Below are 15680 nucleotides of genomic sequence, written 5' to 3'. Positions count from 1 at the left end.
CCACGGCAATGAACAACTCCGGTTTCTGGCGGCGCTTCTGCCGCAACAAGGGCGCGGTCTTCGGCCTGGTGGTGCTGGCACTGCTGGCGCTGATGGTGGCCTTCGGCCCACTGCTGGCCACCAACGACCCCTGGGACATGGTGCAATCGCCCTTCCTGCGGCCCGGGCAGGAAGCCGGTTTCCTGATGGGCACCGACACCATGGGCCGCGACATCTTCTCGGGCGTGGTGCGCGGCGCGCGCATCTCGCTGCTGATCGGTGTGGTCTCCACCGTGGTGTCGCTGCTGATCGGCGTGGGCCTGGGCGCGGTCGCCGGCTACTTCGGCGGCTGGATCGACGCGGCGCTGATGCGCTTCACCGAGCTGTTCCAGGCCGTGCCCAGCTTCGCGCTGGCCCTGGTGCTGGTGGCCATCTTCCAGCCCTCGGTCGGCTCCATCGTGACGGCCATCGCACTGGTGTCCTGGCCGCCGGTGGCGCGGCTGGTGCGCGGCGAATTCCTCACGCTGCGCCAGCGCGACTTCGTGGCGGCGGCGCAGCTGGCCGGCCAGTCCACGCCGCGCATCATCCTCACGCAGATCCTGCCCAACGCCACCTCGCCCATCGTGGTGATGGCCTCGCTGATGATCGCCTCGGCCATCCTGCTGGAGAGCAGCCTGAGCTTCATGGGCCTGGGCGACCCCAACCAGATGAGCTGGGGCTACATGGTGGGCACCGCCCGCACCGTGCTGCGCCAGGCCTGGTGGATGGCGGTGTTCCCGGGCCTGGCCATCGTGCTGACCGTGCTGGCACTGAACCTGGTGGGCGAAGGCCTGAACGACGGACTCAACACCCGGCTGGGAGGCCGCACCCGATGAACGCCCTGCTCAAGCCGCTGCCCGAGATGGAACCCGAAGCGCCGGTGCTGCGCGTCGAAGGCCTGGACATCTGCCTGCCCGCCGGCGGCGACCGCGCACTGGCCGTCCAGGGCGCCAGCTTCGAGCTGCTGCCCGGCCGCACGCTGTGTGTGGTGGGCGAGTCGGGCTCGGGCAAGTCGATGATCGCCAATGCCATCATGGGCCTGCTGCCGCGGCCGCACGTGGCGCCGGTGGCCGGCCGCATCCTCTTCGAGGGCACCGACCTGCTCACGCTCACCGAGGCCCAGATGCGCGAGCTGCGCGGCCGGCGCATCGGCATGGTGTTCCAGGAACCGATGACCGCGCTCAACCCGGTGATGCGCATCGGCGACCAACTGGCCGAGGTCTTCGATTCGCACATGACGGTGCCCGCGGCCGAGAAGCGCGGGCGCATCGTCGCCGCGCTGGCCGACGTGGGCCTGCCCGATCCCGAACTGCTGGCCGACAGCTATCCCTTCCGGCTTTCGGGCGGCCAGCGCCAGCGGGTGATGATCGCCTGCGCGCTGCTGCTGGAGCCGCACCTGCTGATCGCCGACGAGCCGACCACGGCACTGGACGTGACCACGCAGGCACAGATCCTCACGCTGATGCGCGAGCTGCAGCAGCGCAAGGGCACGGCCCTGCTCTTCATCACGCACGACTTCGGCGTGGTCTCCGAGATCGCCGACCACGTGGTGGTGATGCAGACCGGCGTGGCCGTCGAATCCGGCCCGGCCCACGAGGTGCTGATGCACCCGAAGCACGACTACACCCGCAAGCTGATCGCCGCCATCCCGCAGGGCCGCCTGCGCGAGCCGAGCGCGGCCACGCAGGAAGACTTCGTGCTGCAGGTGCAGGACCTGCGCAAGACCTACGTGAGCGGCGGCGGCTTCTTCAGCAAGGGCCGGCGCGTGGAGGCGGCCAAGGGCATCGGCTTCCAGCTGCGGCGCGGCGAGACGCTGGGGCTGGTGGGCGAATCGGGCTCCGGCAAGTCGACCGTCGGCCGTTGCATCGTGGGGCTGGAGCCCTTCGACAGCGGGCGCATCCTGTTCAAGGGCAAGAGCCTGCTCTCCGGCGCGGCCATGCGCCGGCAGACCCAGGGCAAGGTGCAGATGGTCTTCCAGGACCCGTATGCCTCGCTCAACCCGCGCCACCGCATCGGCCCCACGCTGGCCGCCGGGCCCATCGCCCAGGGCGTGCCCAAGGCCGAGGCCATGGCCCGCGCGCTGGAACTGCTGCGCCTGGTGGGCCTGGGCCCCGAGGCGGCCGAGCGCTATCCACACGAATTCAGCGGCGGGCAGCGCCAGCGCATCGGCATCGCACGCGCCCTGGCCCTGGAGCCCGAGCTGCTGGTGGCCGACGAGCCCGTGTCGGCGCTGGACGTGTCGGTGCAGGCGCAGGTGCTGCAGCTCTTCGCCGAGGTGCGCGAGCGCTTCAAGCTGGCGATGGTCTTCATCACCCACGACCTGCGCGTGGCCGGCGAGATGTGCGACCACATCGCCGTCATGCAGCGCGGCGCCGTCGTCGAATACGGCCCGGCCGCGCAGGTGCTGACCGATCCGCAGCATCCCTACACCCGCATGCTGATCGAGGCCGTACCGCGCCTCACGGCCGAAAAGGAAACGTCGCGTTGACCACCCTCGCCTTCCTCAGCGCCAACCTCGACTTCGGCTACCTGCTGCCGGCCTTCCGCGCGGAATTCCCCGACGCGGACCTGCGCACCATGGCCGACCTGGGCCCGCTGGACGCCATCGATGCCGCCGTCTGCTGGTGCCCGCCGGCGGGGCTGATGGCCCGGATGCCCCGGCTGTCGCTGATCCAGTCCGTGGGCGCCGGCATCGACCACCTCACGGCCGATCCCGCCCTGCCCGACGTTCCGGTGTGCCGCATCGTCGACACCGACATGGCATCGGGCATGGCCGCCTACGTGACCTGGGCCGTGATCCACGGCCAGCGCCACATGGGCCGCTACCTGGCCAGCGCCGCCGCCGGCCGCTGGGAAGAGGCGCCCATCCAACCGCCGCGCGAACACCGGGTCGGCATCGCCGGCCTGGGCACGCTGGGCCTGGTCTGCGCCCGCGCGCTGATGGCGCTGGGCTACAGCGTGCGCGGCTGGAGCCGCAGCCCGCGCGAACTGCCCAAAGGCCTGGAAGGCTTCCACGGGCAGGCGCAGCAGGTCGAGTTCCTCTCTGGCTGCGACACGCTGGTGTGCCTGCTGCCGCTCACCGAGGAGACCACCGGCATCCTGAACCGCGACCTCTTCGCGCAACTGCCGCGCGGCGCGCACCTGATCAACGTGGGCCGTGGCGCCCACCTGGTGGAGGCCGACCTGATCCCGGCGCTGGACGCCGGCCATCTCGGCGCCGCCACGCTCGACGCCTTTGTGCAGGAGCCGCTGCCGGCCGGTCATGCCTTCTGGCGCGACCCGCGCATCCTCGTCACGCCCCACATCGCCACCCGCACCCAGCCAGCGGTGATTGCTCGCCAGACCCGCCTGAACCTGGAACGCATCCGCGCCGGCCGCGCCGCCGAAGTGGCGGTGGACCTTCAACGCGGCTACTGACAAGAGACCGACCATGAACGCCCGCACCCCCAATGCCGCCGCCGACGTCGCGGCCCACCTGCATTCGTACACCAACCTCGCCACCCACGGCCAGGTGGAGCCGCTGCTCATCACCCGCGGCGACGGCATCCACGTGGAGGACGAGGCCGGCCGCCGCTACATCGAGGGCATGTCCGGCCTGTGGTGCGCCTCGCTGGGCTTCGGCCATCCGCGGCTGGTGCAGGCCGGCATCGATGCACTGAAGACGCTGCCCTACTACCACACCTTCAACCACCGCAGCAATCCGGCCGCGGCGCAGCTGGCCGAGCGGCTGCTGGCCCTGGCGCCGGTGCCGATGGCGCGCGTGTTCTTCGCCAACTCGGGCTCCGAGGCCAATGACTCGGCCGTGAAGATGATCTGGTACTACTTCAACGCCATCGGCAAGCCGGGCAAGAAGAAGATCATCGGCCGCGACCGCGCCTACCACGGCGTGACGGTGGCCTCGGCCAGCATCGGCGGGCTGGCCGCCAACCATGCTGACTTCGACCTGCCCATCGACCGCATCCTGCGCACCGGCAGCCCGCACCACTACCGCGACGCGCTGCCCGGCGAATCGGCCGAGGACTTCGCCACCCGCCGCGCCGACGAGCTGGAACAGCTGATCCTGAACGAAGGCCCCGACACCGTGGCCGCCTTCTTCGCCGAGCCGGTGATGGGCGCGGGCGGCGTGATCGTGCCGCCGCCGACCTACTTCGAGAAGATCCAGGCCGTGCTGCGCCGCTACGACGTGCTGCTGGTGGCCGACGAGGTGATCTGCGGCTTCGGCCGCACGGGCGAGATGTTCGGCACCACCACCTTCGGCATGCGGCCGGACATCCTCACCTGCGCCAAGTCGCTGTCCTCAGCCTACGTGCCGATCTCGGCCGTGATGGTGTCGCAGAAGGTGCATGACGCCATGGCCGCCAACAGCGGCCGCATCGGCACCTTCGGCCACGGCTACACCTACTCGGGTCATCCGGTGGCCGCCGCCGTGGCGCTGGAGACGCTCAAGGTCTACGAGGACGAAGGCATCCTGGCGCACACCCGCGCGCTCGCGCCGCGCTTCGCGCAGGGCCTGGCCACCCAGGCCGAGCGCCGCATCGTCGGCAACATGCGCGCCGTGGGCCTGATCGGCGCGCTGGAGCTGATGGCCGACGGCGCCGCGCGCGCGCCCTTCGACCCGGCCCTGAAGGCCGGCTACCAGGTGGCGCAGTACGCGCTGGAGGAGGGGCTGATCGTGCGCGCCATGGGCGACACGGTGGCCCTGTGCCCGCCGCTCATCATCACGCCCGCCGAGATGGACGAGCTGTTCGCCCGCCTGGGCCGCGCGCTGGGCCGCTTCGAGAAGACACTCTGAGCGGGACGACGACCATGCAGGCCTTCTTCTGCCCCGACCAGCTGCTGCATCAGCCGCAGCAGTACATGCGCATCGGCCGCATCCACAAGCCGGCCGACCTGCCCGCCCGCGCCGAGGCGCTGCAGGCCACGCTGCTGGCGCACGGCATCGCGGTGCAGGTGCCGGCCGACGCCGGTCGCACGCCCCTCGAGGCCGTGCATGCGCCGCACTACCTCGACTACCTCGCCGGCGCCTACGAGGGCTGGCAGAAGCTCGGCCGCCCCGGCCTGGAGCCCGGCATCGAGGTGTTGCCCAACCTGTCGCCCTACTACGGCGTGGCGCCCGGCGAGCGGCGTCCCCCCTGCCCCAGCCCCGCACTGCTGGCGCAGACGGGCTACTACGTGGGCGACCTCGCCTCGCCGCTGGGGCCGCACAGCTGGCGCTCGATCCTGCGCTCGGCCCACACCGCGCATGCGGCGGCCATGGCCGTGGCCGGCGGCGAGCGACTCGCCTATGCCCTGTGCCGGCCCTCGGGCCACCATGCGCACCACGACCGCGCCAGCGGCTTCTGCTACGTCAACAACAGCGCCGTGGCGGCCGAGGCGCTGCGCCAGCGCTTCGGCAAGGTGGCCGTGCTGGACGTGGACGCGCACCACGGCGACGGCACGCAGAACATCTTCTACGCCAGCGCCGAGGTGCTGACGGTCTCCACCCATGCCGATCCGGCCGGCTACTTTCCCTTCTACACCGGCTATGCGCACGAGCGCGGCGCCGATGCCGGCGAGGGCTTCAACCTCAACCTGCCGCTGGCCCATGGCAGCGGCAATGCCGCATTCATCGCGGCGCTGGACGAGGCCGTGTCCGCCATCGCGCGCTTCGCGCCCTCGGCCCTGGTGCTGCCGATGGGCTTCGACACCTACCGCGACGACCCGATCAGCGTGCTGCGCCTGGACTTCGACGCCTACCGCGCCATCGGCGAGCGCCTGCGCGCCCTGGCCCTGCCGACGGTGATCGTGCAGGAAGGCGGCTACATGGTCGAGGCGCTGGGCCCGGGGCTGGCGGCGCTGCTGGCCGGGCTGCGTCCATGAGCGCCCTGCCCGCGCCGGCCGCATCGCTGCCCGACTGGCGCGAGGGGCCGGGCGCGGGCGTGCTGCTCTTCCTGGGTGCGCTGCTGCTCTTCGCCTTCTACGATGCCTTCGCCAAGCAGATGGTCGCCACCCATGCGCCCGTGGTCGTGAACCTGTCGCGCTACGTCTGCATCAGCACCGTGGGGCTGGGGCTGCTGCTGCGCCACGGCCAGTTGCGCTTCTGGCGCCAGCCGCACCAGGGCCTGCTGCTGGCGCGCAGCAGCATGCTGGCCCTGGTGGCCACCTGCTTCATGACGGCCCTGGTCACCATGCCGCTGGCCGAGGCCACCGCCATCTACTTCACGGCACCGCTGCTGATGGTGGCGCTGGCGCCCGCGCTGCTGGGCGAGCGGGTGCGGCGCGCCCAGTGGCTGGCCGTGGCCGGCGGCTTCGCCGGCATGCTGCTGATCGTGCGGCCGGGGCACGACCTGCCGCTGGCCGGCACGCTGCTGATGGCCGTGTCCGCCACCGGCTATGCGCTGTTCCAGGTGTTCACGCGCCGGCTGTCGGGCCTGGTGCCCGGGCCGGTGCAGTTCGCGCATGCGGCCTTCACCTGCCTGGCCGTCACGCTGGTGCTGGCGGCACTGGCGCAGGACGTCGAGGCCCCGGCCTGGCCCCAGGCGCTGGTGCTGCTGGCCGGAGGCCTGGCCAGCGGCGGCGCGCAACTGCTGCTGCTGGCGGCCTTCCGGCGCACCCAGGCGTCCACGCTGGCGCCGCTGAACTACGTGCAGCTGCTGCTGGCGGTGCTGATCAGCGCCTTCTGGTTCCAGCGCCCACCGGACGGCCTGGCGATGGCGGGCATGGCCTGCATCGCGGTGGCCGGCGTGTATCTGGCACGATCCGCCGCAACGCCACGACCACGATTCCCGGAGACCGCGTGAACGCCGCCCTGCCCACATCCGCCCCCGCCTTCGCCTCGATCCAGGCGCCCGACCTGGTCGGGCTGATCCAGGCCGAGCTGCAGCGGGCCATCCTCGAAGGCCGCATCGGCCCCGGCGACCGCGTGGTCGAGGCCGAACTGGCCCGCCAGATGGGCGTGAGCCGCGCCCCCGTGCGCGAGGCCGCCCGCCGGCTCGAAAGCCTGGGCCTGCTGGTCTCCCGCCCGCGCCACGGCTTCACCGTGCGCACCGTCAGCACCAAGCAGATCGAGGACCTCTATGCCGTGCGTACCACGCTGGAGGTGATGGGCGCCACGCTGGCCTGCCGCCATGCCAGCGATGCACAGCTCGACGCCATGGCCGCCCGCGTCGACGACATGGTCGCCCGCGCCGCGACGCTGAGCCAGGCCGAGCGCGTGGCGCTGGACCTGGACTTCCATGCCGCGCTCTGCGCCCTGTCGGGCAACGACTACCTGCAGCAGCTCTTCGCCAACATGGGCAACGAGGTGCGCATGTTCCTCGCGCTGACCGAGGACAGCTACGGCGACCCGGCCTCGCTGGCCCAGACCCACGGCCCCATCGCCGAGGCCCTGCGCCGCCGCGATGCGCCGGCCGTGGAACAGGCGCTGCGCTTCCACCTCGAGGACGCGCGCGAGCATGTCGCCCGGCTGCGGCTGGCCACACGCTGACCCTCCTCCTTCAACACCTCGTTCGAACCGACGTCCCGCACGCCCATGAAAGTCATCTACAGCGACCGCCACGTCGGCCACGATCCGCAGCAGTTCATCGTGCGGGGCAAGTTCAAGCGCAGCAACGAGCAGCCCGAGCGGGCGCACCTGCTGCTGCAGGCTGCGCGCGACCAGGGCCACGAGGTCGTCGCGCCCGCGGACCACGGCCCGGGCCCGCGCGCCGCCATCCACACGCCCCAGTACCTGCGGTTCCTGGAGACGGCCTGGGCCCGCTGGCAGCAACTGGACGATCCCTCGCTGGAGGTGATCCCCAACGTGCATCCCTTCCCGGGGCAGCCCTTCACCTATCCGGACAGCCTGGTCGGCCAGGCCGGCTACCACCTGGGCGACATGGCCTGCTCGGTGGGCCAGCACACCTGGGAGGCGGCCGTGTGGTCCGCGCACACGGCCACGCATGCGGCCCAGCTGGTGCTGGACGGCGAGCGCGCCGCCTATGCGCTGTGCCGCCCGCCGGGTCATCACGCCTATGCCGACCGGGCCAACGGCTTCACCTACCTCAACAACGCCGCGATCGCCGCCCAGCACCTGCGCCAGCGCTTCGACCGCGTCGCCATCGTCGACGTCGACGTGCACCACGGCAACGGCACGCAGGGCATCTTCTGGCGCCGGCGCGACGTGCTCACCGTCTCGCTGCACGGCGACCCGCATTTCTGCACGCCCTTCTTCACCGGCCATGCGCACGAGCATGGCGAGGGAGAAGGCCTGGGCTTCAACCTGAACGTGCCGCTGCCGCGCGGCACGGGGACCGAGGCCTACCTCGTCGCCCTGCGCCAGGCCCTGGACACCGTGCGCGCCTACGCGCCGGGCGCCGTGGTGGTGGCCCTGGGCCTGGACGCGCACGAGCACGACCCCTACCGCGCCCTGGCCGTCAGCACCGAGGGCTTCGCCCGCATCACCGGCGAACTCGCGCGGCTGGGGCTGCCCACGGTGCTGGTGCAGGAAGGCGGCTACCTCTCACCCGACCTGGGCCCGAACCTGCGCAGTGCGCTGGGCGGCTTCGAGGCGGCGGCATGAATCTGCAAGCGCCACCGAGCTTCCAAGCGCTTCGCCCTGCGTCTGAAGTGCCCGACGGCCCTCAATCCGTTCGCCCTGAGCCTGTCGAAGGGCAGGACGGCGCGCCGGCTGCCGCGCCCAGGCTTCGACAGGCTCAGCCCGAACGGACGGGGAGTGAGGACGACGCTTTCGACCAGTTGCCCGAAGCTGCCGTCCTGTGCGCGCCGCCCGCGCCGGTCGATCTGACCGAGGCCACGCGCCTGCTGCGGCATCACTACGGCCTGAACGGAACGCTGACGCCGCTCGGCGGCGAGCGCGACGCCAACTTCCTGCTGCAGCCGGCAGGCGGCGGAGCGCCGTGCATGCTGAAGGTGTCGCACCCGGTCGAAAGCGCGGTCGTGGCCGACTTCCAGACGCAGGCCCTGCTTCACCTTGCTGCGACCGCGCCGGAGCTGCCGGTGCAGCGCCTGCTGCCCACGCGCAGCGGCGAGTTCTCCGTGGTGGAGGGGGCGATCGGCAACGCCCCGCGCGTCGTCCGTCTCTTCAGCTATCTGGACGGCCTGCCCCTGCCCAAGGCGCCGCCTACTGCCGGCCGGGCCGCGCACATGGGCGCCCTGCTCGCCCGACTGGACGCGGCCCTCGCCGGCCTGCGCCATCCCGCCGGCGCGCTGCCCCTGCCCTGGGACCTGCAGCGCGCCCTCGGCACCCGCAGCCTGCTGGCCCACGTGGACGACCCCGCACGGCGCGCCCTCGCCCAGGCCGCGCTGGACCGCTTCGCCGGCGACGCACTGCCGGTGCTGCGCACGCTGCCGCGCCAGCCCATCCACAACGACTTCAACCCCTCCAACCTGCTGGTGGACCCGCAGGCGCCCGAGCGGCTGGTCGGCATCCTGGACTTCGGCGACATGGTCGCCGCGCCGCGCATCGTGGACCTGGCGGTCGCCGCCTCGTACCAGCTCGATGCGCAGGCGCCCGCAGACAGCATCGCAGCCTTCGCGAGCGCCTATCACGCCGTCATGCCGCTGTCGGCCGCCGAGCGCGCGTTGCTGCCGATGCTCGTCGCCACCCGCCTCGCCATGGTGGTCGCCATCAGCGGCTGGCGCGCGGCACGCGAGCCGGCCAATGCGGCCTACCTGCTGCGCAACAACGGCGCCTCCTGGGCGCGGCTGGCGGCGCTGGCCGCCCTGCCCGCCGGCGCGCTCGACGACGCGCTGCGCCACGCCTGTCCCTGATCTGCTGCACGCGCCCGGACCATGCCCACGCCCACCACCGCCGACCTGATCGAACGCCGCGCCCGCCTGCTCGGCCCCAGCTACCGCCTGTTCTACGACGAGCCGCTGCACCCGGTGCGCGGCGAGGGCGTGTGGCTGTTCGATGCCGAGGGCCGCCGCTACCTCGATGCCTACAACAACGTCGTCTGCGTCGGCCATGCCCATCCGCAGGTGGTGGAGGCCATCGCGCGCCAGGCCGCCACGCTCAACACCCACACGCGCTACCTGCACGAGGGCGTGCTGGACTATGCCGAGCGCCTGCTGGCCACCCTGCCCGCCGAACTGGGCCATGCCGTGTTCACCTGCACCGGCAGCGAGGCCAACGACCTGGCCCTGCGCATCGCGCGCACCCACACCGGCGGCCAGGGCGTCATCATCACGAACTTCGCCTACCACGGCGTCACCGCCAGCCTGGCCGAGGCCTCGCCCTCGCTGGGCCGCTACGTGCAGCTGGGCGAGACGGTGCGCACCGTGGCCCCGCCGGACGGCGACGACCTGGACGCCGGCACGCTGGGCCGCCGCTTCGCCGATGGCGTGCGCGGCGCCATCGCCGACCTGCAGGCCGCCGGCATCCGGCCGGCCGCGCTGCTGGTGGACACGGTCTTTTCCAGCGACGGCATCTTCACCGGCCCGCGCGGCTTCCTGCAGCCGGCCGTCGACGCCATCCGCGAGGCCGGCGGCGTGTTCATCGCCGACGAGGTGCAGCCGGGATTCGGCCGTACCGGCGAGGCCTTCTGGGGCTTCGCGCGCCACGGCGTGGTGCCGGACATCGTCACGATGGGCAAGCCCATGGGCAACGGCCATCCGGTCGCCGGGCTGGCGGTGCGGCCCGAGGTGATGGCGGCCTTCGGCCGGCAGTGCCGCTACTTCAACACCTTCGGCGGCAATCCGGTGTCCATGGCGGCGGCGGGCGCCGTGCTGGACGTGCTCCAGCAGGGCGCGCTGCAGGCCAACGCGCAGGCGGTCGGCGACCATCTGATGGCTGGCTTGCGACAACTGGCCGAGAAACACGCGCTGATCGGCCAGGTGCGCGGCGCGGGCCTGTTCATCGGCGTCGAACTGGTCACCGACCGCGCCCGCCGCACGCCCGCCACGGCCGAGGCGGCGCGGGTCGTCAACGGCCTGCGCCAGGCCGGCGTGCTGCTCAGCGCCACGGGCGAGGCGGCCCACATCCTCAAGCTGCGGCCGCCGCTGGTCTTCGAACGCGCCCATGCCGACCTGCTGGTGCGGACGCTGGACGACGTGCTCGCCCGCCTGTGAAGCCGCCATCGCCCATGCCTGTCTCCCCCACGCCCGCCCAGCTGCGCGACGCGGCCCAGACCCTGACGCCCTGGATGATCGACACGCTCAGCGCCTTCGTCGCCGCGCCCAGCCCCTCCGGCGCCGAGCAGCCCGCCGCCGACTTTCTGGAAGGCCTGATGCAGGACATGGAGCTGGACTGCGAACGCATCGTGCTCGACAGCCGGCAGATCGAGGGCCTGGCGCTGTTCTCCTGCCCCTGCGATCCGGACGGCGGCCGCCACAACCTGCTGGCGCGCCATCTGCCGCCGGCGGGGGCCCAGGGCCGCTCGGTGCTCTTCAACGGCCACCTGGACGTGGTGCCGACCGGCCCGGCATCGCTGTGGACCACCGGCCCCTACGTGCCGCGCGTGGAAGACGGCTGGCTGTACGGCCGCGGCGCCGGCGACATGAAGGGCGGCATCGTCTGCGCGCTGGCGTCGCTGCGGCTGCTGCGCATGCTGGGCCTGGCGCCGGCCGGCACGGTCGGCTTCAACGCGGTGCTGGACGAGGAGAACACCGGCAACGGCACGCTCGCCAGCCTGCATGCGCTGCAGACCGCCCGGGCCAAGGCCAGGCTCAGCGACTTCGACGCCGTCATCATTCCCGAGCCCTTCGGCGAGACGCTGATGAGCGCGCAGGTGGGCGTGAGCTGGCTGTTCGTCACGCTCACCGGCCGACCGGCGCACGTCGCCTACATGGGCCAGGGGCTGAACCCCATCGAGGCGGCCATGGCCATCATGGCCGACCTCAAGGAACTGGAGGCCGAGTGGAACCGGCCCGAGAACCGCCACCCGGCCTTTGCGGACGTGGCGCATCCGGTCAACTTCAACCTGGGGCGCATCGAGGGCGGCGAATGGAATTCCTCGGTGCCCTGCACCTGCACGCTGGGCCTGCGCATCGGCTACTACCCCGGCATGGACCCGGCGGACGTCGAGGCCCAGGTCGGCGGCCGCATCCGCGCCAAGGCCCGCGCGCTCAATCCGGCGCTGGTGGTCGAGATCGACGCCCGCGGCCACCGCTCGCCCGGCTGCGTCTACGACCTGGAGGCGCCGGCCATGCGTACCCTGGCTACCGCCCACGAGAAGATCGCCGGCCAGCCGCCGGCCCGCCTGGCCTGCACCGCCACCACCGACGGCCGGCATTTCCGGCTGGCGACGGACATCCCCGTGACCAACTACGGGCCGACGGCCCGCAACATCCACGGCATCGACGAGGCGGTGTCCCTCGAAAGCATGCAGCGCGTGACGGCCGCCATGGCGCAGTTCATCGTCGACTGGTGCGGCGTGGTGGACGCGTGAGCGGGCGGATGCGCGCCGCACTGGCGCTCACGGCGCCGCCACGCTAGAATGGAGGGCTTTTCGCGGCAAGTGCTCGCACGATGGTTGTGCGCAGTGGCTCCCGCATCGACCCGCTCAAGGAATCACCATGGCCAAAGAAGGCATCCATCCCGACTACCGCGAAGTCCTGTTCCTGGACCTGTCCAACGGCTTCAAGTTCGTCACCCGCTCCTGCGTGAACACGCGCGAGACCGAGACCTTCGAAGGCAAGGAATACCCCCTGTACAAGCTGGACACCTCCAGCGAGTCGCACCCCTTCTACACCGGCACCCAGAAGTCGGTGGACAACATGGGCGGCCGCGTCGAGAAGTTCCGCAACAAGTTCGGCAAGATCGCGCTGTCCTCCAAGTAAGCCGTCTTTGCATGCGAAGCGCCGCCCCGTGCGGTGCAACGAGGGCAGCCCGGATCTCCGCGCTGCCCTTTGTTTTTTGCCGATGCGCCGCCCGGCCAGCCCGGGCGCCCGCAGGCCTGCCAGCCCCCCGTCCGCCCGACCCGTGAGCCACGCGCATTGAGTCCCCCCAATCCCGCCATCGTCGCCCAGAACGCCGTGCGCCGCCTGCCCCGGCTGGCCTTGCTGCTGCTGTGCGCGGCCTACCTCATGCCCGGCCTGATCGGCCGCGGGCCCTGGAAGAGCGCCGACGTCGCCTCCTTCGGCTACATGGCGGCGCTGGCCGACAACGCCGGCGGACTGGCCCGCTGGCTGGACCCGACGATGCTGGGCCTGCGGCCCGAGATTCCCGCCCTGCTGCCGTACTGGATCGGCGCCTGGGCCATCCAGCTCGCGCCGGGCTGGCTGCCGCCCGACCTGGCGGTGCGCATCGTCTTCGCGCTGATGCTGTGGTGCACCTTCACCGCCACCTGGTATGCCGTGTACTACCTGGCGCGCACGCCGCGGGCCCAGCCGGTGGCCTTCGCTTTCGGCGGCGAGGCCCGGCCCACCGACTACGCCCGGGCCATGGCCGACGGCGGCCTGCTGGCGCTGATCGCCAGCCTGGGCCTGGCCCAGCTGGGGCACGAGACCACGCCCGCGCTGGCCCAGCTCTTCTTCGCCGCGCTCCTGTTCTACGGCGGCGCCGCGCTGCCCTACCGCCGCGCGGCGCCGCTGGCCGCGTTCGGCGTCGGCACCCTCGGCCTGGCGCTGAGCGGCGCGCCCTCCATGGGCCTGATCCTGGGTGGCGGCTGCACGGTGCTGGCCTGGCGCGAACTGCTGCTCGGCCAGCGCGAGCCCGACGGCGACGCCAGCCCCGTCTACGACCGCCTGGGCGTGCTCGGCCTGGTGCTGCTGACGGCGCTGGCGGCCGGCGTGGCCGCAGCGCTCGGCCAGTTCCACTGGAACCTGTCGCTGCCCGGCGAGGAGCCCAACGTGCGCCTCATCGCCGAGGTGCGCGGCCTGGCCAAGCTCTTCATCTGGTTCACCTGGCCGGCCTGGCCGCTGGCGCTCTGGACGCTGTGGCGCTGGCGCCGGCAGCTCACCGCGCGCCATGTGGCGCTGCCGCTGGGCTTCATGCTGGCGGCCTCGTTCTCGACCATCTTCACCGACTTCGGCGAACGCTCGCTGCTGATCGGCCTGCCCGCCTTCGCCACCCTGGCCGCCTTTTCGCTGCCGACGCTGCGGCGCAGCGTGTCGGCCCTGATCGACTGGTTCACCCTGCTCTTCTTCAGCGGCGTGGCGCTGTTCATCTGGGTGTACTGGATCTCGCTGCACACCGGCGTGCCGGCCAAGCCGGCGGCCAACGTCTACCGGCTGGCGCCCGGCTTCGTGCCCGAGTTCTCCTGGCTGGCGCTGGGCCTGGCCGTGGCGGCCACGGTGGCCTGGGCCTGGCTGGTGCGCTGGCGCACCGGCCGCCACCGCGCGGCGCTGTGGAAGACGCTGGTGCTGCCCGCCGGCGGCGCCGCCCTGTGCTGGCTGCTGCTGATGACGCTGTGGCTGCCGCTGCTGGACTACGCCCGCAGCTACGAGCCGCAGGTGCGCGCCCTGGCCCAGCGCCTGGGCGACGCCCCCGGCTGCGTGGACGAACTGGGCCTGAACCGGGCCCAGATCGCCGCGCTGCGCCACCATGGCCGCTTCGAACTGCAGCCGCTGGCGCCCGGCGCCCGGTGCGGCTGGCTGCTGGTGCATCCGGATTACCTCTTCAGCCTGCCCAATCAGGTCCGCATGGCCGACTGGCATTTCGAAGGCACCTTCCGCCGCCCGACCAGCCCGAGCGACGACCTGCTGCTGTTCCGCCGGCAGGGGCCGCAGTGAGCGGCGCCACGAAGGCGGTGCCCCGCGACGAGGACCGGTGGCAGGGTCACCCGCGACGGGCCCCGGCGCTGCGACATCGGACCGGGCCCTGGGGCGGCCGATGAGCGAGCGCCGCCTCATCGCCCGCCACGCCGGCACCGTGCTGGTCGGCCAGATGGCGACCATGGCCTTCGGCGTCACCGACACCGTGGTCGCCGGCCGCTTCGACCGGGATGCGCTGGCGGCGCTGTCCATCGGTGCCGCCATCTTCATCAGCGTGTTCGTGGCGCTGACCGGCACGCTGCAGGCCCTGTTGCCGGTGTGGGCCGAGCTGCACGGCGCCGGCCGGCGCGAGGCCATGGGCCGCTCGGTGCGGCAGGCGCTGTACCTGTGCGCCGCCGCCACGGCGGTGGGCGCGGCGCTGCTGCTGTCGCCCGGCCCGCTGCTGGCCTGGACCGAGGTGCCGCCCGCCATGCGCGGCGCCGTGGGCCAGTACCTGGCGGTGCTGGCCGCCGCCCTGCCGGCGGCGCTGCTGTTTCGCATCTATGCCACGCTCAACCAGTCCATCGGCCGGCCCAGCTTCGTGACCTGGCTGCAGGTCGGCGCGCTGGCGGTCAAGGTGCCGCTGTCGATCTGGCTGACCTTCGGCGGCCTGGGCGTGCCGGCGCTGGGCCTGCTGGGCTGCGCGCTCGCCACGCTGGCGGTCAACTGGCTGATGCTGGCCGTGGCGGTGCTGATGCTGCGCCACCGGCCCGAGTACCAAGCCTACCGGCTCTGGCGCCGGCCCGAGCGGCCGGACTGGCCGCAACTGGGCGCCTTCGCCCGGCTGGGGGTGCCGGCGGGTCTGTCGGTGATGGTCGAGGTGAGCTCCTTCACCTTCATGGCCCTGTTCATCGCCCGCCTGGGCAGCACGGCCACGGCGGCGCACCAGATCGCCTCGAACCTCACCGCCGTGGCCTACATGGTGCCGCTGTCGCTGGGCCTGGCCACGAGCGCCCGCGTCGGCTACTGGATGGGGGCCGGCCGGCCGG

14 protein-coding genes are annotated in these 15680 nt (G+C 72.4%); all 14 read left to right on the top strand.

The annotated features are described in order from the left end of the window. The first annotated feature begins 8 nt into the window (after nucleotides 1-8). Nucleotides 9-854, top strand: coding sequence for an ABC transporter permease (locus NS331_RS10455; protein ID WP_017762286.1), 846 nt, complete (start codon nucleotides 9-11; stop codon nucleotides 852-854). Then, on the top strand, nucleotides 851-2506 hold the full coding sequence (locus tag NS331_RS10450) for an ABC transporter ATP-binding protein (RefSeq protein WP_058641930.1): 1656 nt from the start codon (nucleotides 851-853) through the stop codon (nucleotides 2504-2506). The genes NS331_RS10455 and NS331_RS10450 overlap by 4 nt, the downstream gene beginning before the upstream one ends. After that, complete coding sequence (locus NS331_RS10445; protein ID WP_058641929.1) at nucleotides 2503-3435, top strand: 2-hydroxyacid dehydrogenase; 933 nt, start codon at nucleotides 2503-2505, stop codon at nucleotides 3433-3435. Before NS331_RS10450 ends, NS331_RS10445 begins: the two co-directional genes overlap by 4 nt. A gap of 13 nt (nucleotides 3436-3448) precedes the next feature. Then, nucleotides 3449-4810, top strand: coding sequence for an aminotransferase (locus NS331_RS10440; protein WP_058641928.1), 1362 nt, complete (start codon nucleotides 3449-3451; stop codon nucleotides 4808-4810). Between the two features lie 14 nt (nucleotides 4811-4824). Then, nucleotides 4825-5877 carry a histone deacetylase family protein gene (locus NS331_RS10435; RefSeq protein ID WP_058641927.1) on the top strand — a complete coding sequence of 351 codons (1053 nt, stop codon included), beginning with the start codon at nucleotides 4825-4827 and terminating at the stop codon, nucleotides 5875-5877. Continuing rightward, nucleotides 5874-6797 (top strand): DMT family transporter, encoded by a 924-nt coding sequence (locus NS331_RS10430; protein ID WP_058641926.1) that lies wholly within the window; start codon nucleotides 5874-5876, stop codon nucleotides 6795-6797. The genes NS331_RS10435 and NS331_RS10430 overlap by 4 nt, the downstream gene beginning before the upstream one ends. Continuing rightward, nucleotides 6794-7483 (top strand): GntR family transcriptional regulator, encoded by a 690-nt coding sequence (locus NS331_RS10425; RefSeq protein ID WP_153012810.1) that lies wholly within the window; start codon nucleotides 6794-6796, stop codon nucleotides 7481-7483. Before NS331_RS10430 ends, NS331_RS10425 begins: the two co-directional genes overlap by 4 nt. A gap of 45 nt (nucleotides 7484-7528) precedes the next feature. Beyond that, on the top strand, nucleotides 7529-8557 hold the full coding sequence (locus tag NS331_RS10420) for a histone deacetylase family protein (RefSeq protein ID WP_058641925.1): 1029 nt from the start codon (nucleotides 7529-7531) through the stop codon (nucleotides 8555-8557). A gap of 176 nt (nucleotides 8558-8733) precedes the next feature. Next, entirely contained in the window at nucleotides 8734-9768 is a 1035-nt protein-coding gene (locus tag NS331_RS10415) for a phosphotransferase (RefSeq protein ID WP_058641924.1), read from the top strand. A 21-nt stretch (nucleotides 9769-9789) separates the two neighbouring features. Then, the gene (locus NS331_RS10410; protein WP_058641923.1) at nucleotides 9790-11067 is read left to right on the top strand and encodes an aspartate aminotransferase family protein; all 1278 of its coding nucleotides are present in this window, start codon (nucleotides 9790-9792) and stop codon (nucleotides 11065-11067) included. 14 nt (nucleotides 11068-11081) lie between these two features. After that, a complete protein-coding gene (locus NS331_RS10405; protein WP_058641922.1) occupies nucleotides 11082-12386 on the top strand; it encodes an ArgE/DapE family deacylase in 1305 nt (434 codons plus the stop codon). A 127-nt stretch (nucleotides 12387-12513) separates the two neighbouring features. Next, the gene (locus NS331_RS10400) at nucleotides 12514-12777 is read left to right on the top strand and encodes a type B 50S ribosomal protein L31 (protein ID WP_058641921.1); all 264 of its coding nucleotides are present in this window, start codon (nucleotides 12514-12516) and stop codon (nucleotides 12775-12777) included. 156 nt (nucleotides 12778-12933) lie between these two features. After that, on the top strand, nucleotides 12934-14670 hold the full coding sequence (locus tag NS331_RS10395; RefSeq protein ID WP_058641920.1) for a hypothetical protein: 1737 nt from the start codon (nucleotides 12934-12936) through the stop codon (nucleotides 14668-14670). A gap of 100 nt (nucleotides 14671-14770) precedes the next feature. Beyond that, nucleotides 14771-15680 (top strand): MATE family efflux transporter (locus NS331_RS10390; protein WP_058641919.1); only part of this gene is annotated, 910 nt, incomplete at its 3' end.

It is taken from the genome of Pseudacidovorax intermedius (assembly GCF_001476815.1).
Lineage (GTDB): Bacteria > Pseudomonadota > Gammaproteobacteria > Burkholderiales > Burkholderiaceae_C > Xenophilus > Xenophilus intermedius_A.
The sequence above is the reverse complement of the archived record's forward strand: the minus strand, read 5'-3'. Positions and strand labels throughout refer to the sequence as shown.

What these genes read in the sequence shown, in the direction of transcription:
- NS331_RS10455 (WP_017762286.1), top strand. Translation starts at nt 9, where the DNA reads ATGAACAACTCCGGTTTCTGGCGGCGCTTCTGCCGCAACAAGGGCGCG.
- NS331_RS10450 (WP_058641930.1), top strand. Translation starts at nt 851, where the DNA reads ATGAACGCCCTGCTCAAGCCGCTGCCCGAGATGGAACCCGAAGCGCCG.
- NS331_RS10440 (WP_058641928.1), top strand. Translation starts at nt 3,449, where the DNA reads ATGAACGCCCGCACCCCCAATGCCGCCGCCGACGTCGCGGCCCACCTG.
- NS331_RS10435 (WP_058641927.1), top strand. Translation starts at nt 4,825, where the DNA reads ATGCAGGCCTTCTTCTGCCCCGACCAGCTGCTGCATCAGCCGCAGCAG.
- NS331_RS10430 (WP_058641926.1), top strand. Translation starts at nt 5,874, where the DNA reads ATGAGCGCCCTGCCCGCGCCGGCCGCATCGCTGCCCGACTGGCGCGAG.
- NS331_RS10420 (WP_058641925.1), top strand. Translation starts at nt 7,529, where the DNA reads ATGAAAGTCATCTACAGCGACCGCCACGTCGGCCACGATCCGCAGCAG.
- NS331_RS10410 (WP_058641923.1), top strand. Translation starts at nt 9,790, where the DNA reads ATGCCCACGCCCACCACCGCCGACCTGATCGAACGCCGCGCCCGCCTG.
- NS331_RS10405 (WP_058641922.1), top strand. Translation starts at nt 11,082, where the DNA reads ATGCCTGTCTCCCCCACGCCCGCCCAGCTGCGCGACGCGGCCCAGACC.
- NS331_RS10400 (WP_058641921.1), top strand. Translation starts at nt 12,514, where the DNA reads ATGGCCAAAGAAGGCATCCATCCCGACTACCGCGAAGTCCTGTTCCTG.